20 protein-coding genes and 1 other RNA gene are annotated in these 23278 nt (G+C 71.2%); all 21 read left to right on the forward strand.

Features of this window, described 5'->3' with window-relative positions; translation table 11 throughout:
• Nucleotides 1-124: 124 nt before the first annotated feature.
• The 21 genes from HB662_RS26610 to HB662_RS26710 all read left to right on the forward strand — a co-directional run bounded on the left by HB662_RS26610 (nt 125) and on the right by HB662_RS26710 (nt 23275).
• Nucleotides 125-805 (forward strand): N-acetylmuramoyl-L-alanine amidase, encoded by a 681-nt coding sequence (locus tag HB662_RS26610; protein WP_342449595.1) that lies wholly within the window; start codon nt 125-127, stop codon nt 803-805.
• A 10-nt stretch (nt 806-815) separates the two neighbouring features.
• Nucleotides 816-1349 (forward strand): nucleotidyltransferase family protein, encoded by a 534-nt coding sequence (locus HB662_RS26615; protein ID WP_168054697.1) that lies wholly within the window; start codon nt 816-818, stop codon nt 1347-1349.
• A 35-nt stretch (nt 1350-1384) separates the two neighbouring features.
• Nucleotides 1385-1818: RNase P RNA component class A (gene rnpB, locus HB662_RS26620), an RNA gene on the forward strand.
• 337 nt (nt 1819-2155) lie between these two features.
• On the forward strand, nt 2156-2632 hold the full coding sequence (locus HB662_RS26625) for a division/cell wall cluster transcriptional repressor MraZ (protein ID WP_168054699.1): 477 nt from the start codon (nt 2156-2158) through the stop codon (nt 2630-2632).
• Nucleotides 2629-3579, forward strand: a complete 951-nt coding sequence (gene rsmH / locus HB662_RS26630) for a 16S rRNA (cytosine(1402)-N(4))-methyltransferase RsmH (RefSeq protein ID WP_168054701.1) — start codon at nt 2629-2631, stop codon at nt 3577-3579. Before HB662_RS26625 ends, rsmH begins: the two co-directional genes overlap by 4 nt.
• Nucleotides 3576-4469: a cell division protein FtsL gene (ftsL, locus tag HB662_RS28915; protein ID WP_209443491.1), complete on the forward strand. Its 894-nt coding sequence runs from the start codon at nt 3576-3578 to the stop codon at nt 4467-4469. The genes rsmH and ftsL overlap by 4 nt, the downstream gene beginning before the upstream one ends.
• Nucleotides 4470-4476: 7 nt before the next feature.
• The gene (locus HB662_RS26640) at nt 4477-6378 is read left to right on the forward strand and encodes a peptidoglycan D,D-transpeptidase FtsI family protein (RefSeq protein WP_168054703.1); all 1902 of its coding nucleotides are present in this window, start codon (nt 4477-4479) and stop codon (nt 6376-6378) included.
• 19 nt (nt 6379-6397) lie between these two features.
• Nucleotides 6398-7861, forward strand: coding sequence for a UDP-N-acetylmuramoyl-L-alanyl-D-glutamate--2,6-diaminopimelate ligase (locus HB662_RS26645; RefSeq protein WP_171970292.1), 1464 nt, complete (start codon nt 6398-6400; stop codon nt 7859-7861).
• Nucleotides 7858-9228 carry a UDP-N-acetylmuramoyl-tripeptide--D-alanyl-D-alanine ligase gene (locus HB662_RS26650; RefSeq protein WP_168054707.1) on the forward strand — a complete coding sequence of 457 codons (1371 nt, stop codon included), beginning with the start codon at nt 7858-7860 and terminating at the stop codon, nt 9226-9228. The genes HB662_RS26645 and HB662_RS26650 overlap by 4 nt, the downstream gene beginning before the upstream one ends.
• Complete coding sequence (gene mraY / locus HB662_RS26655) at nt 9225-10313, forward strand: phospho-N-acetylmuramoyl-pentapeptide-transferase (protein WP_168054709.1); 1089 nt, start codon at nt 9225-9227, stop codon at nt 10311-10313. Before HB662_RS26650 ends, mraY begins: the two co-directional genes overlap by 4 nt.
• Entirely contained in the window at nt 10310-11689 is a 1380-nt protein-coding gene (murD, locus tag HB662_RS26660; RefSeq protein WP_168054711.1) for a UDP-N-acetylmuramoyl-L-alanine--D-glutamate ligase, read from the forward strand. The genes mraY and murD overlap by 4 nt, the downstream gene beginning before the upstream one ends.
• Entirely contained in the window at nt 11686-12816 is a 1131-nt protein-coding gene (locus HB662_RS26665) for an FtsW/RodA/SpoVE family cell cycle protein (protein ID WP_168054713.1), read from the forward strand. The genes murD and HB662_RS26665 overlap by 4 nt, the downstream gene beginning before the upstream one ends.
• A gap of 8 nt (nt 12817-12824) precedes the next feature.
• Complete coding sequence (gene murG, locus HB662_RS26670) at nt 12825-13952, forward strand: undecaprenyldiphospho-muramoylpentapeptide beta-N-acetylglucosaminyltransferase (protein ID WP_168054715.1); 1128 nt, start codon at nt 12825-12827, stop codon at nt 13950-13952.
• Complete coding sequence (gene murC / locus HB662_RS26675; protein WP_168054717.1) at nt 13952-15394, forward strand: UDP-N-acetylmuramate--L-alanine ligase; 1443 nt, start codon at nt 13952-13954, stop codon at nt 15392-15394. The genes murG and murC overlap by 1 nt, the downstream gene beginning before the upstream one ends.
• A 14-nt stretch (nt 15395-15408) precedes the next feature.
• Nucleotides 15409-16308, forward strand: coding sequence for a UDP-N-acetylmuramate dehydrogenase (gene murB / locus HB662_RS26680; RefSeq protein WP_168054719.1), 900 nt, complete (start codon nt 15409-15411; stop codon nt 16306-16308).
• Nucleotides 16308-17225, forward strand: coding sequence for a D-alanine--D-alanine ligase (locus HB662_RS26685; RefSeq protein WP_245185929.1), 918 nt, complete (start codon nt 16308-16310; stop codon nt 17223-17225). The genes murB and HB662_RS26685 overlap by 1 nt, the downstream gene beginning before the upstream one ends.
• Nucleotides 17215-18120: a cell division protein FtsQ/DivIB gene (locus tag HB662_RS26690; protein WP_245185930.1), complete on the forward strand. Its 906-nt coding sequence runs from the start codon at nt 17215-17217 to the stop codon at nt 18118-18120. The genes HB662_RS26685 and HB662_RS26690 overlap by 11 nt, the downstream gene beginning before the upstream one ends.
• A gap of 22 nt (nt 18121-18142) precedes the next feature.
• Nucleotides 18143-19435: a cell division protein FtsA gene (gene ftsA / locus HB662_RS26695; protein WP_168054723.1), complete on the forward strand. Its 1293-nt coding sequence runs from the start codon at nt 18143-18145 to the stop codon at nt 19433-19435.
• A gap of 70 nt (nt 19436-19505) precedes the next feature.
• Nucleotides 19506-21053 (forward strand): cell division protein FtsZ, encoded by a 1548-nt coding sequence (gene ftsZ / locus HB662_RS26700; protein ID WP_168054725.1) that lies wholly within the window; start codon nt 19506-19508, stop codon nt 21051-21053.
• 278 nt (nt 21054-21331) lie between these two features.
• Nucleotides 21332-22279, forward strand: a complete 948-nt coding sequence (gene lpxC / locus HB662_RS26705) for a UDP-3-O-acyl-N-acetylglucosamine deacetylase (protein WP_168054726.1) — start codon at nt 21332-21334, stop codon at nt 22277-22279.
• Nucleotides 22280-22432: 153 nt separating this feature from the next.
• Complete coding sequence (locus HB662_RS26710) at nt 22433-23275, forward strand: outer membrane protein assembly factor BamD (RefSeq protein WP_168054728.1); 843 nt, start codon at nt 22433-22435, stop codon at nt 23273-23275.
• The last annotated feature ends 3 nt before the right edge of the window (nt 23276-23278 follow it).

Consider the following 23278-nt stretch of genomic DNA (forward strand, 5'->3'; position numbering starts at 1 on the left):
GAGGATCGGGACCGCATCAAGCGGCAGCGCGGGCTGTGAGGCTGCGCCAGCGGTCGCAGGCCCTTGCCAGAACCTCCGCGCCGCGCGCGGAGGATCGGGACCGCATCAAGCGCCAGAGGGGCCTTTGATACGCATCCGCGACCTGCCCAGCCCGAACCAGGATGAACGCCCGCAGCCGGTGGACATGCTGGTGCTGCATTACACCGGCATGCGCAGCGGCGCGGAGGCGATCGCGCGGCTGCGCGACCCGGCCTCCCGCGTTTCCAGCCACTATGTGGTGGAGGAGGATGGCGCGGTGTTCCGGCTGGTGCCGGAGGATCGCCGCGCCTGGCATGCCGGCATCTCCCACTGGCGCGGGCAGGACCTGCTGAACGGACGCTCGATCGGCATCGAGATCGTCAATCCCGGCCATGAATTCGGCTACCGCCCCTTCCCTGCCCTGCAGATGGCCGCGGTCTGCGACCTGTGCCTCGAGATCCTGTCGCGCCACGCCATCGCGCCGCGCGACGTGGTGGCGCATTCCGACATCGCGCCGGACCGCAAGGACGATCCGGGCGAGTTGTTCGACTGGCGGGGCCTCGCCGCCAATGGCGTCGGCCTGTGGCCCGAGGGTGGGGCGGTGCCGGATGCGGATGCGCCGACGCTGCTCGCCCGCATCGGCTACCGCGCGGACCTGCCCCTGCCGGTGCTGCTGCGCGCCTTCCAGCGCCGCTGGCGCCCCACGCGCATCGATGGGCAGGCGGATGCGGAGACGCTGGCGCGGCTGGCCGCGGTGGCCGCGGCGGTGACCTCGACCCGGGATTGAGGACCGGGGCATGACCGCCGCGCGGGTCGCCGCGATGCTGGCGGCCAGCCCGGGTCATCGCGATGCCTTGCAGGCGCTGGCGCTCGCCGGTCCGCGTGGCGGCTGGCTCGGCGCCGGCTTCGTGCGGAATACGGTGTGGGACATGCTGTGTGGCCGCGCGCCCGAGGTGACGGCGCTGGACGACCTGGACGTGGTGCATCTGGACCACGCCTCCGCCGATGCGGTTTTCGAGGCCGCCTTGCGCGCCGCCCGTCCCGGCCTGCGCTGGTCGGTGAAGAACCAGGCGCGGATGGCGGCCCGGCATGGCCATGCACCCTACCCCGACCTCGCCGCCGCACTCGCCCGCTGGCCGGAAACCGCAACCGCCGTCGCGGCGCGCTGCGCGACGGGCGGCATCGAGATCCTGGCGCCGCATGGCGTGGCTGATCTGCTCGGACTGGTGCTGCGGTCGCCACCGCGGGGCGACCCCGCCGTGCTGCGCGCGCGCATGGCCGCCAAGGGCTGGCTGCAGCGCTGGCCCGATTTGCGCGTGATCACCGATTGACCCGGCGGCGCGCACGCGCGATGTGACGCGCGGTGCCGGGTGGCTGGGCGACCGCTGGTGGTGGAGCGATCCATTGCTGGAGGAAAGTCCGGGCTCCACGGGAATACGGTGCCGGTCAACGACCGGCGGGGGTCAAACCCCAGGGAAAGTGCCACAGAAAGCAAACCGCCTCGGCATGCGCCCGCAAGGGTTCGTCCCGCGGTAAGGGTGAAAGGGTGCGGTAAGAGCGCACCGCTCCCACGGCAACGTGGGAGGCACGGCAAACCCCACCGGGAGCAAGGCCGAATAGGGGCGGCCGGCGTGATTCGACCTTCGGGCCGGATGGACGCGGGGGCATTCTCGCCCCGTCGCCCGGGTTGGCCGCGAGAAGCCTGCGGCAACGCAGGCTCCAGAGGAATGGTCGTCCAGTGCCGCGAGGCCCAGTGCTTCAAGGCATGGACAGAACCCGGCTTACAGGCCACCCGGCACCACCTTCCTGCTGCGGCACGGTTTAGCTTGCTCTGGAACAAGAACAAACCACGAATACATGAACCGGCGGGTCATCACGCGCAGTTTTCTCTGCACTCCCCTCAGAACGTGACGCTAATCAACTGTTAAGACGCGATTTTAGCTGTGGACAGACCGGCCTCCCGCCGGGATTTAGCTTGCTTGCCCGGAAAATCCCGGATATTCCCTGGTTATCCCATGCGGGGCCCTGCTCGGGGGGGCATTTTGGGCTTGCAAGGGATGGTCGGGCGAGCCGGCGAGGTCGGGGGGCCTCGCCGGCCGCTGAGTGGGGAATTCATCGGGGGCAACAGCATCGCGCGATGACCCAATTCGTGGGCACGCATACAGGAAAGCTGGACCGCAAGGGCCGCATTTCCGTGCCCGCGCCCTTCCGCGCAGAGCTGGAGGCTGCCGCGACCAACCAGCTCGTCTTTCGTATCTCCCACACGCATCCCTGTATCGAGGCACGTTCGCGCCCGGTTTTCCAGCAGATCGTCGACAGCATCGAGGCCCTGCCGCATTTTTCCGAGGAGCGCGAGTTGCTGGAAGCCACCCTCATCGCCGGCAGTGAGATGCTGAAGCTGGACGGCGAAGGCCGGCTGGTGCTGCCGCAGGAAATGATCGAGGAGCTGACCCTCGGCGACCAGGTGGTCTTCCTGGGCAAGGGAAATCGTTTCGAGATCTGGAATGAAGCGGTTGGCCGCGCCCATGTGCTCGAGTCGAAGCAGCGCGCCCGCGAATTGCGCCTGACCGTTGCGGCATCAGGCCTCAACACGACTCCGAAAGCCGTGCCATGAGCACGCATGTCCCCGTGATGCTGGAGGAAGTTCTGGCAGTACTGCAGCCGCGCGACGGCGCCATCTACCTCGACGCCACGTTCGGCGGTGGCGGCTACGCGGCCGCCATCCTGGCGGCTGCAGATTGTACATTGTGGGCGCTGGACCGCGACCCCGATGCGATCGCGCGCGGTGCCGCGTTGGCGGCGCGGTATCCGGGACGGTTGCATCTGGTGCAGTCCTGCTTTGGCGACATGCTGGACAGCCTGGCGGCGGAGGGCGTCCACGCGCTCGACGGCGTGGTGATGGATCTCGGCGTTTCCTCCTTCCAGATCGACCAGCCGGAACGCGGCTTCTCCTTCCGTCATGACGGGCCGCTCGACATGCGGATGGGCCAGGACGGGGCGACGGCGGCGGACCTGGTCAACAGTCTCGGCGAGCGCGAACTTGTAACGATCCTGTCCGATCTCGGCGAGGAACGGCATGCGCGCCGCGTCGCACGCGCCATCCTGCGCGAACGCGCCGTGGCCCCCATCACCACCACCGCGCGGCTGGCGGAGATCGTCCGCGGCGCGGTGCCGCGCGACCCTTCCGGCATCGATGGCGCGACGCGGTCCTTCCAGGCGCTACGCATCGCGGTGAATGACGAGCTGGGCGAGATCGAGCGTGGCCTGGCCGCGGCGCAGTCGCTGCTGGCGCCGGGCGGGCGGCTGGTGGTGGTGTCCTTCCATTCGCTGGAGGACCGCATCGTCAAGCGCGCCATGGTCGGCGCCGCCGGGCGTGCCGGCACCGCATCCCGCCACGACCCCGCCGCGCTGCTGCCGCCGCCGGCGCCCGATTTCGACCTGCTGACCTTCCGCGCGCTGCGTCCGGGGGATGCGGAGACGCATGCCAACCCACGCGCGCGTTCCGCCCGTCTGCGTGGCCTGCAGCGCCGCCTGCCGATGAACCAGGGAATCTCGCCATGATCCGGCCCTTCACGATCCTCTGCTTCTGCGCCTTCGCCGGTGCCGGTGCCTGGCTGTACCAGGTGAAGCACCAGGTCGCGACGCAGGACCGCGAGCTGCGCGAGGTCTGGCGGCAGATCGAGCAGGCACGCGACCGCACCTCGATCCTGCGCGCCGAATGGGCGCTGCTGAACGAGCCGGGCCGGCTGCGCGAGGTGGCGCAGCGCCATCTGCCGCTGGAGCCGATGCAGCCCGCGCAGTTCACCCGCCTGCCGGACATGGTGCGCCGCCTGCCGCAGGCCGTGGCCTTTGCAGGCCCGCCGAACCTGTTCGTGCCGGAACGCCCGGCGCAGGAGGCTGCGGTGATGCTGGCTGCGGCCCAGATTCCCGCGCCGGCCGCGGCTGCCGCACCGGCCGCGGCTGCCGTACCGGTCACGCCTGCAGCACCGGCGCCGCGCGCCGCTGCCCGCCCCGCGCCGCGTCCCGCCTCCAGCGTACCCGTCGCCAGCACAACGGCCCGCGCGACGGAAGATGTGCGCGAGGCCCAGGAAGCGCCCGCCCCGCAGGCGCTGGCCGCCACCATGGCAGCGCAGCGCGCGGTGCAGCCGCGTGTGGCGCCGCCCGTTCCGGCCCGCGCCGCGCCGCTGCGCGATGCCGCACCCTCCGCTTCCATGGCGCGCGCCGCCGCACCCTCCGAGCGTGCCGCCGCGCCGGCCCGGACGGTGCGCCCGGCCATCCATGTCGCACCGGTGCGCACCGCGCCGCCGATCCGCACCACCCAGGCCGCGCCGACCACGCCGACCTACGTCTCCGCGCTCGGTGGCGCGTCGTCGCTCGGCCTCGGCCGGCCGATGGCGCCGCCGGTGCCCTTCTCCTCCGCCGCCGCGGCCACGCTGAACAGCCAGCGCTGAACCGCACATGTCCCTGAACGCCCCCAACCCCAACGCCCTGCCCGCCGGCCGCACCATCGGCCATTCGGTGATGGGTGCCGGCCGCACCGACCTGGTGCGGATCGGCCAGCCGGAGCTGGTCCGCCGCGCGGTGATGGAGCGCACGCGATCGCGCCTGCTGATCGCCGCCGGCGGCTTCGCGCTGCTGTTCGGGGCGGTGGCGGCGCGGCTGGCCGATGCGACGCTGATCTCCCCGGCGGAGCCGAAGCGGCTGGCCGCGATGGTGCGGCAGAACACGCCGCCGGCGGAGCACCTGCCCGGCCGAGCCGCCATCACCGACCGCAATGGCGAGTTGCTGGCGGTGACGCTGCCGATCACGGCGCTCTACGCCAATCCGAGCGAGATCACCGACCCCGCCGGCGTGGCCCGCCGGCTGGTGCGCGTGCTGCCGCAACTGGATGAGGAACGCGTCGCCGCGAGGCTGACCGGGGAACGGCAATTCGCCTACCTCGCCCGGGCGCTGACGCCGCGCGAGCAGCAGTCGGTGAATTCGCTCGGCATTCCGGGCCTGTATTTCGAGGAAGCCGAGCGCCGCATCTACCCGCAGGGCCGCGCAGCCGCGCATATCCTCGGCGGCGTCGATGTCGATGGCAACGGCACGGCCGGGGTCGAGCGCTACTTCGATGAGCGCCTGCGGCTGCGGCGCGGCGAGGATCTGCGCCTGTCGCTGGATGTCCGCGTGCAGCTCGCGCTGCGCGACGCCGTGCAGCAGGCGATCACGGACTACAACGGCATCGGCGGCGCCGGCATCCTGATGGATGTGCAGAGCGCCGAGGTGATCGGCATGGTCTCGCTGCCCGATTTCGACCTGGCCGAGCCGGCGCGGGTCGAGGCGGTGACGCCGGGCGCCGACGAGCAGGGCCACAACCCGCGCTTCAACCGCGCCACCGTCGGCGTGTATGAGCCGGGCTCCACCTTCAAGCTGCTCACCGCCTCCATGGCGCTGGAACTCGGCACGGTGAATATCTGGGGCGGCTACGACGCGTCGCGCCCGATCCGCTATGGCCGCTTCACCATCAACGACTACCGCGGCAAGAACCGCTGGCTCGCCTTGCCGGAAATCCTGGCCTATTCGTCCAACCTCGCCTCCGCGCACATGGCGGCGGCAGTTGGGCCGCAGCGGCACCGCGAATTCATGGTGCGGATGGGCATGGGGTCCCGCATCGGGATCGAGCTGCCGGAAACGGCGGTGCCGCTGATCCCGCGTGCCAATGCCTGGCGCGACATCAACACCCTGACCATCGGCTTCGGCCACGGCATCTCCGTCACCCCGCTGCATGTCATCACCGGCGTCACCGCGGTGGCCAATGGCGGCATGCTGCGGCAGCCGACGCTGATGGCGCAGCCGCCGGGCACCGTGGCCGAGGGCACGCGGGTGATCAGCGAGGGCACGTCGGCCACCATGCGCCGGCTGATGCGGCTGGTGGTGACGGATGGCTCCGGCCGCAGCGCGGATGTCCCTGGCTATTTCGTCGGCGGCAAGACCGGCACGGCGGAGAAGACCGGGCCCGGCGGCCGCTACATCCGGAACAAGCGCATCGCCGCCTTCGTTGGCGCCTTCCCGATGCAGGCACCGCGCTACGCATTGTACGTGATGGTGGACGAGCCGAAGCCGAATGCGCGCAGCCACGGCTTCGCCACCGCCGGCTGGGTCGCCGCCCCCGCGGCCGGGGAGATCGTGCGCCGCGTTGCGCCCATCCTCGGCCTGGCGCCGGAGACGGACCGCATCGCGGAGATCCAGGCCGGCCTTGCCATCGCCATGCAGCCCGGCCGCCCGCGCGCCGCCCCGCCCACCCGTGCCGCCGGGGCCCCCGGCCGCGCCGAGCCGCGCCCCGCCTTGTTGCGGGAGGCGAGCATTGCGCCGCGATGACGCACCCGTCGCGCGCCGCCTGGACGAATTGCTGCGCGCGCTGCCCGAGATCACCGTCCCGTCCGGCGCGCTGCCCGCGATCGGCGGGCTGACGGAGGACAGCCGCAAGGTCGCCTCCGGCGACCTGTTCGCCGCCCTGCCCGGCAGCCAGGCTGATGGCCGCCGCTTCATCGCCGATGCCGTGGCGCGCGGCGCGGCAGCCGTGCTGGCACCGGAAGGCACCGCATGGCCGGAGGGCGTGGCTTCGCGCCCGCTGCTGCAGGCCGCCGATCCGCGCCGCGCGTTGGCGCTGCTCGCCGCCGCCTTCCATGCCGGACAGCCGGAGATCGTGGTCGCCGTCACCGGGACCAACGGCAAGACCAGCAGCGTGGATTTCCTGCGCCAGCTCTGGACGCTGGATGGCCAGCGCGCCGCGTCGCTCGGCACGCTCGGGCTGCGCGCGGCAGGTTTCCCCGAAGGCCCGTCGCTGACAACGCCGGATCCGGTGGCGCTGCATGGTACCCTGGCGGCGCTGGCCCGCGCCGGCTTCGGCGCCGCGGCGCTGGAAGCGTCCTCGCATGGGCTGGAGCAGCGGCGGCTGGATGGCGTGCGGCTGGCCGCTGCCGGCTTCACCAACCTGACGCGCGACCACCTGGACTATCACGGCGACATGGAGGCCTACCGCGCCGCCAAGCTCCGCCTGTTCGACACGCTGCTGCCGCCGGGTGCCTGTGCGGTGGCGCATGCGGAGATGGAGGGCGCAACCCGCGCCGCCCTGCAATCCATCGCCGCCGCGCGTGGCCTGCGGCTGATGACGGTCGGCGAGAATGGCGAGACGCTGCGCCTGGTGGCCCAGGCCGCGCTGCCGGATGGGCAGGACCTCACCATCGAGGGTTTCGGCCTGCGGGAAAGGCTGCGCCTGTCGCTGCCCGGCCGCTTCCAGGCGGACAACGTGCTGATGGCGGCGGCGCTGGCGATCGGCGCCGGCATGGCGCCGGAGCGCGCCTTCGAATTGCTGCCGCGGTTGCAGGGCGTGCGGGGGCGGATGGAACTGGCGGCGCGGCTGCCGAACGGCGCCGCCATCTACGTGGATTACGCACATACGCCGGATGCGCTGGCGCGGCTGCTGCGCGCGCTGCGCGCGCATGTCGCGCCGGGCGGGCGGCTGCATGTGCTGTTCGGCGCCGGTGGCGACCGCGACCCTGGCAAGCGCCCGCTGATGGGCGAGGCCTGTGCGGCGGAGGCGGATCTCTGCTGGGTGACCGATGACAACCCACGTAGCGAGGACCCGGCACTGATCCGCGCCGCCGTGCTCGCCGCCTGCCCCGGCGGCATCGATGCGGGCGATCGGGCCGGCGCCATCGCGCGGGCCGTGGCGGCGCTCGGCCCCGGCGATGTGCTGGCGGTGGCCGGCAAGGGGCATGAGAGCGGCCAGACCATCGGGCGTGAGACACTGCCCTTCGACGATGTTGCGGTGGTGCGCGCCGCGGCAGGTGCGGCATGAGCGTGCTGTGGACCAGCCAGGAGCTGCGCGACGCGACCGAGGGGACGCTGGCGGCGGAGGTCACCATCACCGGCGTGTCCATCGACAGCCGCAGCGTGGCGCCGGGCGAGCTGTTCGTGGCGCTGCGCGATGTGCGGGACGGGCACGGCTTCGTGGCGGATGCGCTGGCGCGCGGCGCCGCGGCGGCGCTGGTGGACCATGTGCCGGACGGCGTGGCGCCGGATGCGCCCTTGCTGCTGGTGCGCGACACGCTGGCGGGCCTGCGCGCGCTGGGTGCCGCCGCGCGATCCCGCAGCGGCGCCCGCGTGGTGGGCGTGACCGGCAGCGTCGGCAAGACCACGACGAAGGAGATGCTGCGCGCCCTTCTGTCCGTGGCGGGCACGACCCATGCTGCGGTGGCCAGCTACAACAACCACTGGGGCGTGCCGCTGACGCTCGCCCGCATGCCGCGCGACAGCGAATTCGCCATCATCGAGATGGGCATGAATCATCCGGGCGAGATCGCGCCGCTGGCCGCGCTGGCGCGGCCGCATGTCGCCGTCATCACCACCATCGCGGCGGCGCATCTCGGCCATATGGGCAGCCTTGAGGCGATCGCGCGGGAGAAGGCTGCAATCCTGTCCGGCCTGCTGCCGGGTGGCGTGGCGGTGCTGCCGGCGGAAAGCGAGTTCCTGCCGCTGCTGCGCGAAGCCGCCGGCGGCGCGCGGGTGGTGACCTTCGGCGAGGGCGGCGATGCGCGTGCCATCGAGGTGCGGGCCGATGCGGAAGGCAGCGATCTGCGGGCCGAGATCCTCGGCGCGCGGGTGGATTTCCGGCTTGGCACGCCCGGCCTGCACATGGCGCGCAACGCGCTGGCCGCGCTGGCGGCGGTGGCGGCACTGGGGCTGGATGTGGCGCCGCTGGCCGGCGCGCTGGCCGGTTTCCGCGCGCTGCAGGGGCGTGGCGACCGCCGCGCCATCGCCACGCCGGATGGCGGGCACGCGACCCTGCTGGACGAGGCCTATAACGGCCAGCCGCCCTCGATGCGCGCCGCGCTGGCGCTGCTGAAGCTGCTGCCGGCGCGGCGGCGGGTGGCGGTGCTCGGGCAGATGGGCGAGCTCGGCGATTTCGCCCGCGACGAACATGCGGCGCTGGCGCCGCATGTCGCGGATGCCGCCGATCTGGTCTTTGCCTGCGGCCCGCTGATGCGCCACGCGCTGGCGGCGCTGCCCGCCGCACGCATCGGCGCCTGGGCGGAAAGTTCCGCCGAACTGGCGCCCCTGGTTGCCGCCGCGCTGCGCGATGGCGATGCCGTTCTTGTCAAAGGCAGTCTCGCGACGGGTATGAAGACCGTGGTGCAGGCGCTGTGCGAAAGCCCGACTCCATGATCTTCCATCTCCTCGCGCCGCTGTCGGACAATTTCGCGCTGTTCAACGTGGTGCGCTACGTCACCTTCCGCGCCGGCGCCGCCTGCATCACGGCGCTGATCATCGCGCTGTTCTTCGGCCCGATGCTGATCCGCTGGCTGCGCGCAAAGCAGAATGGCGGCCAGCCGATCCGCGAGGACGGGCCGGCCAGCCACCTGCTGACCAAGAAGGGCACGCCCACCATGGGCGGCATGCTGATCCTGCTTGCCCTCACTGGATCCACCTTGCTGTGGGCAGACCTGCGCAACGGCTTCGTCTGGTGCGTGCTGATGGTGACGCTGGGCTATGGCGCGCTGGGCTTCGCCGATGACTGGCTGAAGGTGACCAAGCGCAATACCAAGGGCGTCTCCGGCAAGCAGAAGCTGATCGCGCAGGCGGTGATCGGGCTTCTCGCGGCCGTCTGGCTCACCTTCCTGATGCCGGAGGCGCTGGCCGACAAGCTGGCGCTGCCGGTGTTCAAGGAATTGCTGATCCCGCTCGGCTTCGCCTTCCCGATCCTGGCGATGCTGGTGATGATGGGCGCCTCCAACGCCGTGAACCTGACGGATGGGCTGGACGGGCTTGCCATCGTTCCGGTGATGATCGCGGCCGGCGTCTTCGCGCTGATCGCATATCTCGTCGGCAACCGCATCTTCGCGGACCATCTGCAGCTGCATGCCGTGGCGGGTTCGGGCGAACTGGCGGTGTTCTGCTCCGCGCTGATCGGCGCCAGCCTCGGCTTCCTGTGGTTCAACGCGCCGCCGGCCGCGGTATTCATGGGCGATACCGGTTCGCTGGCGCTTGGCGGCGCGCTGGGCGCGGTGGCGGTGGCGACGAAGCATGAGATCGTGCTGGCGATCGTCGGCGGGCTGTTCGTGGTGGAGACGCTGTCCGTCATCATCCAGGTGTTCTGGTTCAAGCGCACCGGCCAGCGCGTCTTCCTGATGGCGCCGCTGCACCATCATTTCGAGAAGAAGGGCTGGGCCGAACCGACCATCGTGATCCGCTTCTGGATCATTGCGATGATCCTCGGCCTGATCGGCCTTTCGACGCTGAAGCTGCGATGAGCGCCTTCACGCCCTTTTCGGGCCAACGCATCGCCGTGGTCGGGCTCGGCCGCGCCGGCTTGCCGGCGGCGGCGCGGCTGGCCGAATGGGGCGCGGAGGTGATCTGCTGGGACGATGGCGCCGCGGCGCGCGCGGCGGCGGAAGCGGCGGGCTTCGTGCTGCGCGATCCGTCTGAGGGCCGCTTCACGGCCGATGCGCTGCTGCTGTCGCCCGGCATCCCGCACACCCTGCCCCGGCCGCACCCGGCGGCGGATGCGGCGCGGGCGGCGGGCGTGCCGATCCTGTGCGACGTGGAGTTCCTGTTCCGCGCGGTGCGCGCCAGCGGCAGCCAGGCCGGTTTCCTCGGCATCACCGGCACCAACGGCAAGTCCACCACCACCGCCCTGCTGCACCATATCCTGGTGGGTGCGGGACGGATTTCCGAGGTCGGGGGGAATCTCGGGCCGGCAGCCCTCGGACTCAACATGTTGGGGTCGGAAGGGTTCTACACCCTCGAAATGTCGAGCTACAGCTTGGAGCGAATCGCGTCCGTCGGCTTCAAGGTGGGTGTGATGTTGAACCTGAGCCCCGATCACCTCGACCGTCATGGCAGCATGGCCGGCTATGCTGCTGCGAAGATGAATATCTTCGCGCGGCAGGGCCGTGAGGACTTCGCCGTGCTCGGTCAGGACGATGATTTGTCCCCGGGAATGGGCGCCGGATTGGCCGCCCGGATGATCCCGATCTCGGGTTACCACGCGGTGAAGGACGGCATCTGGGCAGAAGGTCGCAGCCTGCGCGACGCGGATGGCGAAATCGCCGATCTGCGCGAGGCCCCTGCCCTGCCCGGCGTGCACAACGCGCAGAACGCCGCCGCCGCCGCGGCGGTAGCGCTGGCACTCGGCCTTGAGCGTGCGGATGTGGCGCGCGGCCTGCACAGCTTCGGCGGCCTGCCGCACCGGCAGGAGCAGGTGGGCGAGATCGGCGGGCTGCGCTTCGTCAATGACAGCAAGGCGACCAACGCCGAAAGCGCGGCGCGCGCGCTGGCCTCGTACGACCGCGTCATCTGGATCGCCGGCGGCACCGGCAAGGAAGGCGGCATCGAGAGCCTGGTGCCGCATTTCCCGCACATCGCGCATGCCATCCTGATCGGCCGCGACGGCCCGGCCTTCGCCGCGACGCTCGCCGCCCATGGCGTGGCGCATGAGGTGGCGGGCACGCTGGAGGCAGCGCTGCCGGCCGCCACCGCCGCCGCGCGGGCAACGGGCACGGCGGTGGTGCTGCTGTCCCCGGCCGCGGCGTCCTGGGACCAGTTCACGGGTTTCGATGCGCGCGGCGACCGCTTCCGCACGCTGGTGCAGGCGATGCGCGCCGCGGATCAAGGGAGGGCGGCATGATCCAGGTCTCTCGCGCCGATACCTCGACGGTCGGCCGCTGGTGGTGGACGGTCGATCGCTGGACGCTGGCGGCGCTGCTGACGCTGATCGGCTTCGGCTACGTCATGATGCTGGCGGCGAGCCCCGCGGTGGCGGAGCGCATCGGCGCCGCGTCGCGCAACATGTTCTTCATCCGGCAGATCGCCTACCTGGCGCTGGCCGCCAGCGTGATGGTGCTGGTCTCCATGCTGACGGTGAAGCAGGTGCGGATGCTGGCCTGGTTCGGCCTTGCCAGTTCGCTGCTGCTGGTGGCGGCGACGCTGGTGGTGGGGGCGGAGATCAAGGGCGCCCGGCGCTGGATCGCGCTGCCCGGCATCGGTTCGCTGCAGCCATCCGAATTCCTCAAGCCCTGCTTCGCGGTGGTTGCCGCCTGGCTGATCGCGGAAGGCAAGCTGAACCGGCGCCATGGCGCCACGGCACTCGCGGTGCTGCTGTTCATCGTCAGCGCGGCGCTGCTGCAGCGGCAGCCGGATATCGGCATGCTGCTGGTGGTGACGGCGGTGTTCTTCGCGCAGTTCTTCGTCGCCGGGCTGAACATGCTGGTCGTCGTCGTGGCGGGCGTCGGTGGCGTGGCGGCCGCGTTCGGCGCCTACTTCCTGTTCCCGCACGTGCAGTCCCGCGTGCAGCGCTTCCTCGACCCCAACGCCGACAACTACCAGGCCGAAGTGGCGCTGGAGGCCTTCGGCAATGGCGGCCTGCTGGGCCGAGGCCCCGGCGAGGGCCGCATCAAGAACGTGCTTCCCGACGCGCATGCCGACTTCGTCTTCGCGGTGGCCGGGGAAGAATTCGGCCTGGTGGTGTGCCTGGTGATCCTGGCGCTGTTCGCCTTCGTCGTGGTGCGCGGGCTGGTGCGGCTGCTGGGCGAGAGCGACCTGTTCGTGGTGCTGGCCTGCGCCGGGCTGCTGACGCAGTTCGGGCTGCAGAGCTTCATCAACATGGCCTCCACCCTGCACCTGATCCCGACCAAGGGGATGACGCTGCCCTTCGTGTCCTATGGCGGGTCCTCCGTGGTCGCCATCGCCCTCGGGATGGGAATGCTGCTGGCGCTGACGCGCCGCCGCCTGTCCCGGACCGAGGACGATCGATGAGAGGCCCCATGGTGCGCCCCATCGTCATCGCCGCCGGCGGCACCGGCGGCCACCTGTTTCCGGCGGAAGCGCTGGCGGCGGAGCTGGTCGCGCGCGGCGAACGCATCGCGCTGATGACGGATGCGCGCAGCGCCGCCTATGAAAGCCCCGCCTTCGGCAATGCCGAGCGCTTCGTGCTGAAGGGCTCGGGGCTGGCCGGACGCGGCCTGCGTGGTGCCGCGATGGGCGCGTTGGCGCTGGCCGCCGGCACCATCGAGGCGCGGCGCATCCTGGTACGGCTGGATGCGGCGGCGGTGGTCGGCTTCGGCGGCTATCCCTCCGTGCCCCCGCTGATCGCGGCCCGTACCCTGCCGCGCGCGACGCGGCCGGCGACGGCGCTGCATGAACAGAACGGCGTGCTCGGCCGCGCCAACCGGCTGCTGGCGCCGGGCGCCGACCTGCTGGCGCTATCGGCCGTCGACACCGCGCGGGTGCCGTCCTCCGCCCATGTCGAGGTGGTGGGCAACCCGGTGCGGCCGGCGCTGGCGGCGCTCGCCGGCCAGGACTTCTCCGCGCCGGGCGAGGATGGCGCGATCCGCCTGCTGGTGCTGGGCGGCAGCCTGGGCGCGCGCATCTTCGCCGATGTGGTGCCGGGCGCGGTGGCGCTGCTGCCGGAAGGCCTGCGGCAGCGGCTGGTGGTGACGCAGCAGACGCGGGCGGAAGATCTGCCGCGGGTCGAGGCAGCGTATCGCGAGGCGGGCGTGCCGGCGGACCTGTCGCCCTTCTTCGGTGACATCGCGGTGCGGCTGGCCATGGCGCATCTGGTGGTGGCGCGGGCCGGTGCCTCCACCGTGGCGGAGCTGGCCTGCGCCGGGCGGCCTTCCGTGCTGGTGCCGCTGCCGCATGCCATCGACGACCACCAAAGTGCCAATGCGCGGCTGCTGGAAGGCGCCGGCGCGGCCTGGATCATGAAGCAGCCGGCCTTCACGCCGGAAGCGCTGGCCCGGCAGATGCAGGCGATGTTCACCACCCCCGCCGTGCTGGCCCGTGCCGCCACGGCAGCCGCCACGCTGGCGCGCCCCGATGCGGCGCGGCGGCTGGCCGACCTTGTGCAGAAATTGACCTATCGCGGTGTCGCGATGCTGGAGTCCCGCTGATGCGCGCCCTGCCCCTCTCCATCGGGCCCATCCACTTTGTCGGCATCGGCGGCATCGGCATGTCCGGCATCGCCGAGGTGCTGCACAATCTCGGCTATTCCGTGCAGGGCAGCGACATCGCGGAGGGCTACAACGTCACCCGCCTGCGCGAGAGCGGCATTCCGGTGATGGTCGGCCATGACGCGGCCAATCTCGGCTCCGCGCAGGTTGTCGTCACCTCGACCGCGGTGAAGAAGGACAATCCGGAAGTGCAGGCCGCGCGGGCGCGGCTGGTGCCGGTGGTCCGCCGCGCGGAAATGCTGGCGGAGCTGATGCGGCTGAAATGGGCCGTCGCCATCGGCGGCACCCATGGCAAGACCACCACCACCAGCCTGGTCGCCTGCGTTCTGGAAGCGGCGAAGCTCGACCCCACCGTCATCAATGGCGGCATCATCAACGCCTATGGCACCAATGCCCGCCTCGGTTCCGGCGATTGGATGGTGGTGGAGGCGGATGAGAGCGACGGGTCCTTCCTGAAGCTGCCCGCCGTCTGCGCCGTGGTCACCAACATGGACCCGGAACACCTGGACCATTGGGGCACGGCGGAGGCGATGAAGGAGGGCTACGCCCAGTTCGTCGGCAATATCCCGTTCTACGGCTTCGCGGTGCTCTGCGCGGACCACCATGAGGTGCAGGCGATGATCCCGCGCCTGTCGGATCGCCGCATCATCACCTACGGCTTCTCGCCGCAGGCCGATGTGCGGGCGGAGAAGATGATCACGGACCGCATGGGCGCCACCTTCGAGGTTGCGGTGCGGGACCGCGCGACGGGCCGCAGCCGCACGTTGAAGCCGATGCGCCTGCCGATGCTGGGCAGCCACAACGTGCAGAATTCGCTGGCCGCCATCGCCATCGGGTTGGAGATGGACATCGACGAGGCGACCATCCGCACCGCGCTGATGGGCTTCAAGGGCGTCAAGCGCCGCTTCACCCGCACCGGCGATGCCGGCGGCATCACCGTGATCGACGATTACGGCCACCATCCGGTGGAGATCGCTGCAGTGCTGAAGGCGGCACGGCAGGCGGGGGCGCGCGATGTGGTCGCGGTGGTGCAGCCGCATCGCTATTCGCGCCTCGCCTCGCTGTTCGAGGATTTTTGTACGTGCATGAATGACGCCGGGACTGTGATCGTCGCGGACGTCTATGCGGCGGGCGAGCAGCCGATGCCGGGCTATGATCGGGATGCGCTGGTCGAAGGCCTGCGTGCGCGCGGGCATCGCAGCGTGGTGCCGCTGCCCGGGCCGGACAGCCTGGCGGAGATGGTCAACGCCATCGCCAAGTCGGGCGACTATGTCGTCTGCCTCGGCGCCGGCACCATCACCACCTGGGCGCATGCGCTGCCGGAGCAGCTGCTGGCCCTGCAGTCGCGCACTCGGCCGCGGCTGGCCGGTGGGCAGAAGTGACGGCGCCGCGCGACATGGCCCTGCACGCCACCCTGCCGCCGCTGCGCGGGCGCGTGACGCCGGACGCGCCGCTCGCGCCCTTCACGTGGTTCCGCGTCGGCGGTCCGGCGGAATGGCTGGTGCGGCCGACGGATGCCGATGGCCTGCTGCTGCTGCTGCGCGACCTGCCGGATGCGGTGCCGCTGACGGTGGTGGGCGCAGCGTCGAACCTCATCATCCGCGATGGCGGCGTGCGGGGCGCGGTGCTGCGGCTGGCCGGGCGCGGCTTTGGCGAGGTGCTGGTCGAGGCGGATGGGATCATCGCCGGTGCCGCGGCGCTGGATGCCGTGGTCGCGGAACACGCCGCCGCGGTGGGCCTCGCCGGGCTGGAATTCCTCTCCGGCATTCCGGGCAGCATCGGCGGCGCGGTGGCGATGAATGCCGGCGCCTATGGGCGCGAGGTGGTGGATACGCTGGATTGGGCAGAGGTGGCGACCCCCGCCGGCCTGCTGCGGCTGAGCGCGGGCGACCTGCACTTCGCCTATCGCCGCGCCACGCTGCCGGCGCGCGGCGTGGTGGTGCGCGCGCGCTTTCATGCGCAGCCGGGCGACACTGCGGCAATCGCGGCGGAGATGGCGAGAATCCGCGCGGCGCGCGAAGCGACACAGCCGGTCCGCGCACGCACCGGCGGCTCCACCTTCAAGAACCCGCCGGGCCAGAAGGCCTGGGCGCTGGTCGATGCGGCGGGCTGCCGTGGGCTGGCGCGCGGCGGCGCGCAGGTCTCGGAACTGCACGCGAATTTCCTGCTCAACACCGGCGGCGCCACGGCGGCCGATCTGGAGGGGCTGGGCGAGGAGGTTCGGGCGCGGGTGCTGGCGCAATCCGGCATCGGCCTGGAATGGGAAATCAAGCGCATCGGCGAGGTGACGGCGTGATGCATGTATCCGTGCTGTTCGGCGGCGTCTCCGCGGAACGCGAGGTCAGCCTCGCCACAGGCCAGCAGGTGGTGGCGGCGCTGCGCGTCGCAGGGTTCGAGGTGACGCCGATCGAGGTCGGCGGCGACCTCGGCTCCGTCATCGGCGCGCTGCAATCCGCCAAGCCCGATGTGGTGTTCAACGCACTGCATGGCCGCTACGGCGAGGATGGCTGCATCCAGGGCGTGCTGGACTGGATGGGCCTGCCCTACACCCATTCCGGCGTGCGCGCTTCCGCCGTCGCCATGGACAAGTCGGCGGCCAAGGCAGTGTTCCTGGCAGCCGGCCTGCCGGTGGCGGAAAGCCGCCTGGTGACGCCGGAGGAGCTGGAGGCGGAGGACCCGCTGCCGCTGCCCTATGTGGTCAAGCCGGTGAACGAAGGCTCCTCCGTCGGCGTCGAGATCTTTCGTGAAGGCAACAACCGGCGGGCGGAGGTGGCGCGGGCTTGGCGCTACGACAAGCGCATCATGGCCGAGGCCTTCATCCCCGGTCGCGAACTGACCGTCGCCGTGATGGGCGACCGCGCGCTGGAAGTGACGGAGATCGACACCGGCCACGTCTTCTACGACTACGAGGCGAAGTATGCCGATGGCGGCAGCCGCCACACCCTGCCCGCGCCGGTGCATCCCGAAACCCGTGCGCGGGCCATGGAGATCGCGCTGCGCGCGCACCAGGCGCTCGGCTGCCGCGGCGTGTCCCGCGCCGATCTGCGCTACGACGACACCGCCGGCGAACCGGGGCGGCTGGTGCTGCTGGAGGTGAACACGCAGCCCGGCATGACGCGCACCTCGCTGGTGCCGGAGCAGGCGGCGCATCTCGGCATCGGCTTCCCGGAACTCTGCGCCTGGATGGTACGGGAGGCGCGTCATGGCCCGTGAACCGATGGCCCCGCGCCGCGCCCCGGTGCGGACGGCGCAGCGCCCGGCGCGCAAGGATCCGGACCGGCCAAGCCGCCTGCGGCTGTGGCTGAAGCGGCGGCGTGGCCTGATGCGGCCGGCGGCGCTGTGGCTGATCGGCTGCGGGCTGCTCGGTGCCGGCGGCTATGCGATCTATGCCGTGGACCCGGCGGGGCGCGTGCGCTCCGTGGTGGAGAATGCGGCGGAGCTCGGCCTCTCCGCCGGGTTGGAAGTGGTGGAAGTGGTGGTGGAGGGGCGCGAGAACACGCCGCCCGACCTGATCCGCGCAGCCATCGGCGCCGAACTCGGCGACCCGATGCTCGGCTTCTCGCCGAATGAGGCGCGGGAGCGGCTGGAGACCATCGCCTGGGTCGAATCCGCGCATGTCGAGCGCCGCCTGCCCGGCACCATCCTGGTACGGCTGACGGAACGCGCGCCCTTCGCCATCTGGCAGCACCAGGGCCGCTTCGCGGTGATCGACCGCGAGGGGCTGGTGGTGGAGACGGAGACGCTGGACGCCTTCGGCCCGCTGCCGCTGGTGGTCGGCGCGGGCGCCGAGAAGCACGCGGCGGCGCTGTACGATTTGCTGCTGGCGCATCGCAACATCCTGGCCCGCACCCAGGCGCTGGTGCGCGTCGGCGAGCGCCGCTGGAACCTGCGCCTGCACAGCGGCACGGATGTGCTGCTGCCGGAGGGGCATGAGGCGCCGGCGCTGAACCGTCTTTCGGAACTGCAGTCGCGCAACGCGCTGCTCGACCGGCCGCTGGTCGCCGTGGACATGCGACTGCCGGATCGCCTGGTGGTGCGGCAGCAGCCGGTGGCGGAACAGCCCGCCACGCCCGCCCGCCGCAACGCGAACCGGAGCACGCGCGGATGAACGCATTCCAGGTTCCCCACGCATGAATGCGCTGTCCCGCCTGCCTGTCGGCGTGGATCCGCCCGGCGAGCGCCGCCGTCGCGGCGCGCGCAGCGGCGTCTTCGGCGTGCTCGATATCGGCACCACCAAGGTGGTCTGCCTGATCGCGCGCATCGAGGGCGACGGCGAACCCCGCGTGCTCGGCTTCGGTTGGCAGCGTGGGCGCGGCGTGAAGGGCGGCTCGATCATCGATCTGGAGGAGGCGGAGCGGGCCATCCGTGCCGCCGTCGGCCAGGCCGAGGAAATGGCGGACACGCAGCTCTCCGGCGCCATCGTCAACCTGTCCTGCGGCCAGCCCGATTCGCGGCTGCTGCATGTGCAATGGCCGATCGGCGGCCGCGCGGTGACGGAGCAGGATCTGCGCGCCATCCTCACCGAAGGCCGCCGCCGCGGCACGGAGGATGGGCGGGAGACGGTGCATGGCGCGCCGGTTTCCTTCACCGTCGATGCGACGCCCGGTGTCGAGGACCCGCGCGGCATGGTCTGCGACACGCTGGGCGCGCGCGTGCATCTGGTCGATGCCTCGCAGGCCGCGCTGCGGAACCTGGGTGCCTGCCTGGCGCGCTGCGACCTGGAGGTGCAGGAGCTGGTCTCCTCCCCCCTCGCCGCCGGGCTGGCCACGCTGGTGGAGGACGAGAAGCGCATCGGCGCCACCGTCATCGACATGGGCGGCGGCACCACCTCGCTCGCCGTGTTCAGCGAAGGGCATCTCATCCACACCGCGCAGATCCCGGTCGGCGGCTGGCAGGTGACGAACGACTTGGCGCGCGTGCTGTCCACGCCGATCAACCATGCGGAGCGGCTGAAGACGCTGCATGGCGGCGCCATGGGCGCGGCGGATGACGAGCGCGAGATGCTGCCCGTGCCGCTGGTCGGCGAGGATGAGGACCACATCGCGCGCGTGCCGCGGGCGATGATCGTCAACATCATCCGGCCGCGGCTGGAGGAGACCTTCGAATTCGTGCGCGAGCGGCTGGAAGCCGCGGGCGTCGCCAAGGAGGCCGGCACCCGCGTGGTGCTGACCGGCGGCGCCAGCCAGCTGATCGGCGCGCGCGAACTGGCCGCCCGCGTCCTGGATCGCCAGGTGCGGATCGGTCGCCCGCGCAGCGTGCGCGGCCTGCCGGACACCGCTGGCGGCCCACCCTTCGCCGCCGCGATCGGGCTGCTCGCCTGGGGCGCCGGCGAAGGCCGGCCGCTGATCGACATCATTCCCGGCGCGGATCGGCATGGCGGCCGGCTGCGCCGCTTCATCGAATGGCTACGGGTGCGCGTCTGATGCGCCCCGCTTCCACCCAAACCCCTCCCTTACGGCCTGCAAGGCTGAGCTTCCAGGAAAGGCCCCGTTCATGACCCTAAACCTGACGATCCCGAACCAGCAGCACACCGATTTCAGCCCGCGCATCACGGTGGTCGGCGTCGGTGGCGGCGGCACCAATGCGGTGAACAACATGGTCACCATGGGGCTGGAAGGCGTGGAGTTCCTGGTCGCCAACACGGATGCGCAATCGCTGCAGCACAGCAAGGCGGATCGCCGCGTGCAGCTCGGCTCCTACCTGACCCAGGGCCTGGGCGCCGGTGCGAAGCCCGAGATCGGCCGTGGTGCGGCGGAGGAAGCGGAGACCGAGCTGGCGCGCCACCTGGAAGGCAGCCACATGGTGTTCGTGACCGCCGGCATGGGCGGCGGCACCGGCACCGGGGCGGCCCCGGTGATTGCCCGCATGGCGCGTGAGCGCGGCATCCTGACGGTCGGCGTGGTGACCAAGCCCTTCGACTTCGAGGGGCCGAAGCGCCGCAAGGCGGCCGATGCCGGCATCGAGGAATTGCAGCAGTTCGTCGATACGCTGATCGTGATCCCGAACCAGAACCTGTTCCGCCTGGCGAATGAGCGCACGACCTTCGCCGAGGCGTTCCGCATGGCCGACAACGTCCTGTACATGGGCGTGCGCGGCGTGACGGACCTGATGGTGAACCCGGGCCTGGTGAACCTCGACTTCGCCGATATCCGCACCGTGATGGCGGAGATGGGCAAGGCGATGATGGGCACCGGCGAGGCCGAGGGCGAAGGCCGCGCGGTGAAGGCCTCCGAGGAAGCCATCAGCAATCCGCTGCTGGAGGATACCTCCATGCACGGTGCGCGCGGCGTGCTGATCAACATCACCGGCGGCCTCGACATGACGCTGTTCGAGGTGGACGAGGCGGCCAACCGCATTCGCAAGGAAGTGGACGAGGAAGCCAATGTGATCTTCGGCTCCTCGGTCGATGAATCGATGAACGGCCGCATCCGCGTCTCCGTCGTTGCCACTGGCATCGATGCGCGCGAGGCGCGGGAGGCGGAGCGGCCGAAGCTGGTCGCAGTGGGTGGCGGCGGCAGCCTGCAGGCGGTGAGCAGCCAGCAGGTGGCGCAGCATGGGCAGCCGCAGGCGCCGCAGCCCGCGATGCGCGCGCCGGCCGGCTTCACGCCGCGCGTGGCGGCCCAGCCGCAGCCCCAGCAGCCGCAGCATCAGCAGCCGCAGCATCCTGGTGCGATGCGCCCGGCGCAGACCTACGCCGCGCCGCAGCCGATGCAGCAGGCGCCGGCCACCGCGGCCCCGATGGTGGAAGCCGCACCGGGCGCCGAGGCCCCGGTGAGCATGGCACCCCAGGCAGAACCCGGGCTGCGGGCGCCGGCAGGGACGCGCCCCGTGGCGCCGATGCCGCAGGCACAGCCGACGGGCGGGCTGAACAACCTGTTCCGCCGCGCCACCGGCCTGATGCGGCGCGACGTGCCGGAGCCGCAGATGCAGCCGGCGCAGCAGCCGCGCATGGAACCCGCGGCCCGCCCGGTGGCACCGCCGACGCAGCAGGACGAGATGGGGCTCGACATCCCGACCTTCCTGCGGCGCCAGAGCAACTGAGGCGAAACGCGGCAAAATAGGGCGAAATTAGGGCGATCTCGCGTCGCACCAATCGTTGTTTTACAGTAGCTTGCGACGTAATATGGAGAAACAAGGCTTGAATGGCGCCGCCAGGGGGGAAATGGCATTAACCCCCTGGGTCGCCGGGTCTGGCGTCTCTCCTGATCGGACCACCTCGGCATCGCCGGGGCTTCGAAGCGGGATGATGGACACGTCTGGATGATAGGCCGCTTGGTGCGGTCGCGGCACAGGACGGGGTCAGGGACGCAAAGGCGAGCATGGACGGTTTCCTCCCGATCGATCGGAGACGGCGCAAGACGCTGAAGACGGCGATTGGATGCGTCGGCGTCGGTCTGCACAGCGGGCGCCGCGTGACGCTCACGCTGCGTCCGGCCGAGGCCGGCACCGGCATCGTGTTCCGCCGCACCGATCTCGGCATCGACATCCCCGCCCGCTTCGACCGCGTGGTGGATACCCGCCTCTGCACCGCCCTGGTTGCCGAAGGTGCGCCGCAGGCGCGTATCGGCACGGTGGAGCATGTGATGGCGGCGCTGGCCGGCAGCGGCATCACCGATGCGATCCTGGACCTGGACGGCCCGGAAGTGCCGATCCTGGATGGCTCCGCCGCGCCCTTCCTGTTCCTGATCGACTGCGCCGGCACCGTCAGCCTGGACGCCCCGGCCCCGGTTATCGAGGTGTTGCGCCGCGTGCGGGTGGATGAGGGCGAGGCCTTCGTCGAATTGCTGCCGGCCCATGTCCCGGGCTTCGAGGCGGCGATGAGCATCGACTTCCCCGCCACTGCCATCGGCAGCCAGCAGGTCAGCCTGCGCCTGTCCTCCGCGGCGTTCCGCGCCGGGGTGGCGGATGCCCGCACCTTCACCCTGGCCGAGGACATCGCGCGCCTGCGCGCCGCCGGCCTGGCGCAGGGTGGCAGCCTGGACAACGCCATCGTCGTGGATGGCCCGCTGGTGCTGAACCCGGGCGGCCTGCGCCGGCCGGATGAGTTCGTGCGCCACAAGCTGCTGGACGTGGTGGGCGACCTGGCCCTGGCCGGCGCGGCGCTGTCCGCGCGATTCGTCGGCCATCGCTCCGGCCACGCGCTGAACAACAAGCTGCTGCGGGCGCTGTTCGCCGACCTCGGCGCCTGGCGCATGGTGGATGGCGAGGTGCCGATGGACGGAGTCGGGACGCGCCTGCCCGCCGCCGCCGCCCCGGCCATGGCCTGAAAAATCGGGCTTCCGGTGCCACGCCGGGCTGGGTGAAGTGACAGGCCGGCAGCTTTGCAATAGATCAGCGCAAGACACACGGCGGCGACCCGCGCCTTGCCGTGACCATGCCGCGGCATGGTATAGGGAAGCCCCATGCCTGACCGGTGCGCGATGCTTCGACGCCTTCTGCCCCTGATCCTCATCCTGCCCATCGCCGCCTGCTCGGCCTGGGACGGGCGGATGAACTCGCTCGGCTCGCCACGGGCCAGCACGCCCGGCGCCAGCGGCCAGGACAGCTCCGCCGAGGGCCTCTACGCCCAAGGCATGGAAGCCCTGACGGCGGAGCGCTACCAGCGCGCGGTCGAATTGTTCGACATGGTGGAGCGCGAGCACCCCTATTCGACCTTCGCCACCAACGCGAAGCTGATGTCCGCTTATGGCGAGTACATGCGCAACCGCTACACGGAGGCGCTCGGCGCGCTGGATCGCTTCATCCAGCTGCATCCGGCACACCGCGACATCGCCTATGCCTACTACCTGCGGGCGCTGAGCTACTACGAGCAGATCAACGACATCCAGCGCGACCAGCGCACCACCGAACAGGCCATGGCGGCGCTGCAGGATGTCTCGAACCGCTTCCCCAACACGCCCTATGCGCGCGACGCACGGCTGAAGATGGACCTGGCGCGCGACCACCTGGCGGGGCGCGAGATGACGATCGGCCGCTTCTACCAGACGCGCCGCCTGCATACCGCCGCCATCGGGCGCTTCCGCCGCGTGGTCGATGAATTCCAGACCACCAACCACGTGCCGGAAGCCCTGCACCGGCTGACCGAGCTGTACCTGACCATGGGCCTGGTGGATGAGGCCCGGCGCACCGCCGCCGTGCTCGGCCACAACTACCCCGGCAGCCCCTGGTACCAGGACAGCTACGCGCTGCTGGTGGATGGCGCGGAGGGCACCGAACCGAACCGGCCCGGCTTCTTCAGCCGCGTGGTCGGTTCCATCTTCTGATCC

The organism is Falsiroseomonas frigidaquae, assembly GCF_012163145.1.
Taxonomy (GTDB): Bacteria; Pseudomonadota; Alphaproteobacteria; order Acetobacterales; family Acetobacteraceae; genus Falsiroseomonas; species Falsiroseomonas frigidaquae.

Coding starts and splice junctions, on each gene's coding strand:
- mraY (WP_168054709.1), top strand. CDS start 9,225: ATGATCTTCCATCTCCTCGCGCCGCTGTCGGACAATTTCGCGCTGTTC.
- rsmH (WP_168054701.1), top strand. CDS start 2,629: ATGAGCACGCATGTCCCCGTGATGCTGGAGGAAGTTCTGGCAGTACTG.
- HB662_RS26690 (WP_245185930.1), top strand. CDS start 17,215: ATGGCCCGTGAACCGATGGCCCCGCGCCGCGCCCCGGTGCGGACGGCG.
- murG (WP_168054715.1), top strand. CDS start 12,825: ATGGTGCGCCCCATCGTCATCGCCGCCGGCGGCACCGGCGGCCACCTG.
- lpxC (WP_168054726.1), top strand. CDS start 21,332: ATGGACGGTTTCCTCCCGATCGATCGGAGACGGCGCAAGACGCTGAAG.
- HB662_RS26650 (WP_168054707.1), top strand. CDS start 7,858: ATGAGCGTGCTGTGGACCAGCCAGGAGCTGCGCGACGCGACCGAGGGG.
- murB (WP_168054719.1), top strand. CDS start 15,409: ATGGCCCTGCACGCCACCCTGCCGCCGCTGCGCGGGCGCGTGACGCCG.
- murC (WP_168054717.1), top strand. CDS start 13,952: ATGCGCGCCCTGCCCCTCTCCATCGGGCCCATCCACTTTGTCGGCATC.
- HB662_RS26615 (WP_168054697.1), top strand. CDS start 816: ATGACCGCCGCGCGGGTCGCCGCGATGCTGGCGGCCAGCCCGGGTCAT.
- ftsL (WP_209443491.1), top strand. CDS start 3,576: ATGATCCGGCCCTTCACGATCCTCTGCTTCTGCGCCTTCGCCGGTGCC.
- HB662_RS26625 (WP_168054699.1), top strand. CDS start 2,156: ATGACCCAATTCGTGGGCACGCATACAGGAAAGCTGGACCGCAAGGGC.
- murD (WP_168054711.1), top strand. CDS start 10,310: ATGAGCGCCTTCACGCCCTTTTCGGGCCAACGCATCGCCGTGGTCGGG.
- HB662_RS26640 (WP_168054703.1), top strand. CDS start 4,477: ATGTCCCTGAACGCCCCCAACCCCAACGCCCTGCCCGCCGGCCGCACC.
- HB662_RS26685 (WP_245185929.1), top strand. CDS start 16,308: ATGCATGTATCCGTGCTGTTCGGCGGCGTCTCCGCGGAACGCGAGGTC.
- ftsZ (WP_168054725.1), top strand. CDS start 19,506: ATGACCCTAAACCTGACGATCCCGAACCAGCAGCACACCGATTTCAGC.
- HB662_RS26665 (WP_168054713.1), top strand. CDS start 11,686: ATGATCCAGGTCTCTCGCGCCGATACCTCGACGGTCGGCCGCTGGTGG.
- HB662_RS26710 (WP_168054728.1), top strand. CDS start 22,433: ATGCTTCGACGCCTTCTGCCCCTGATCCTCATCCTGCCCATCGCCGCC.
- ftsA (WP_168054723.1), top strand. CDS start 18,143: ATGAATGCGCTGTCCCGCCTGCCTGTCGGCGTGGATCCGCCCGGCGAG.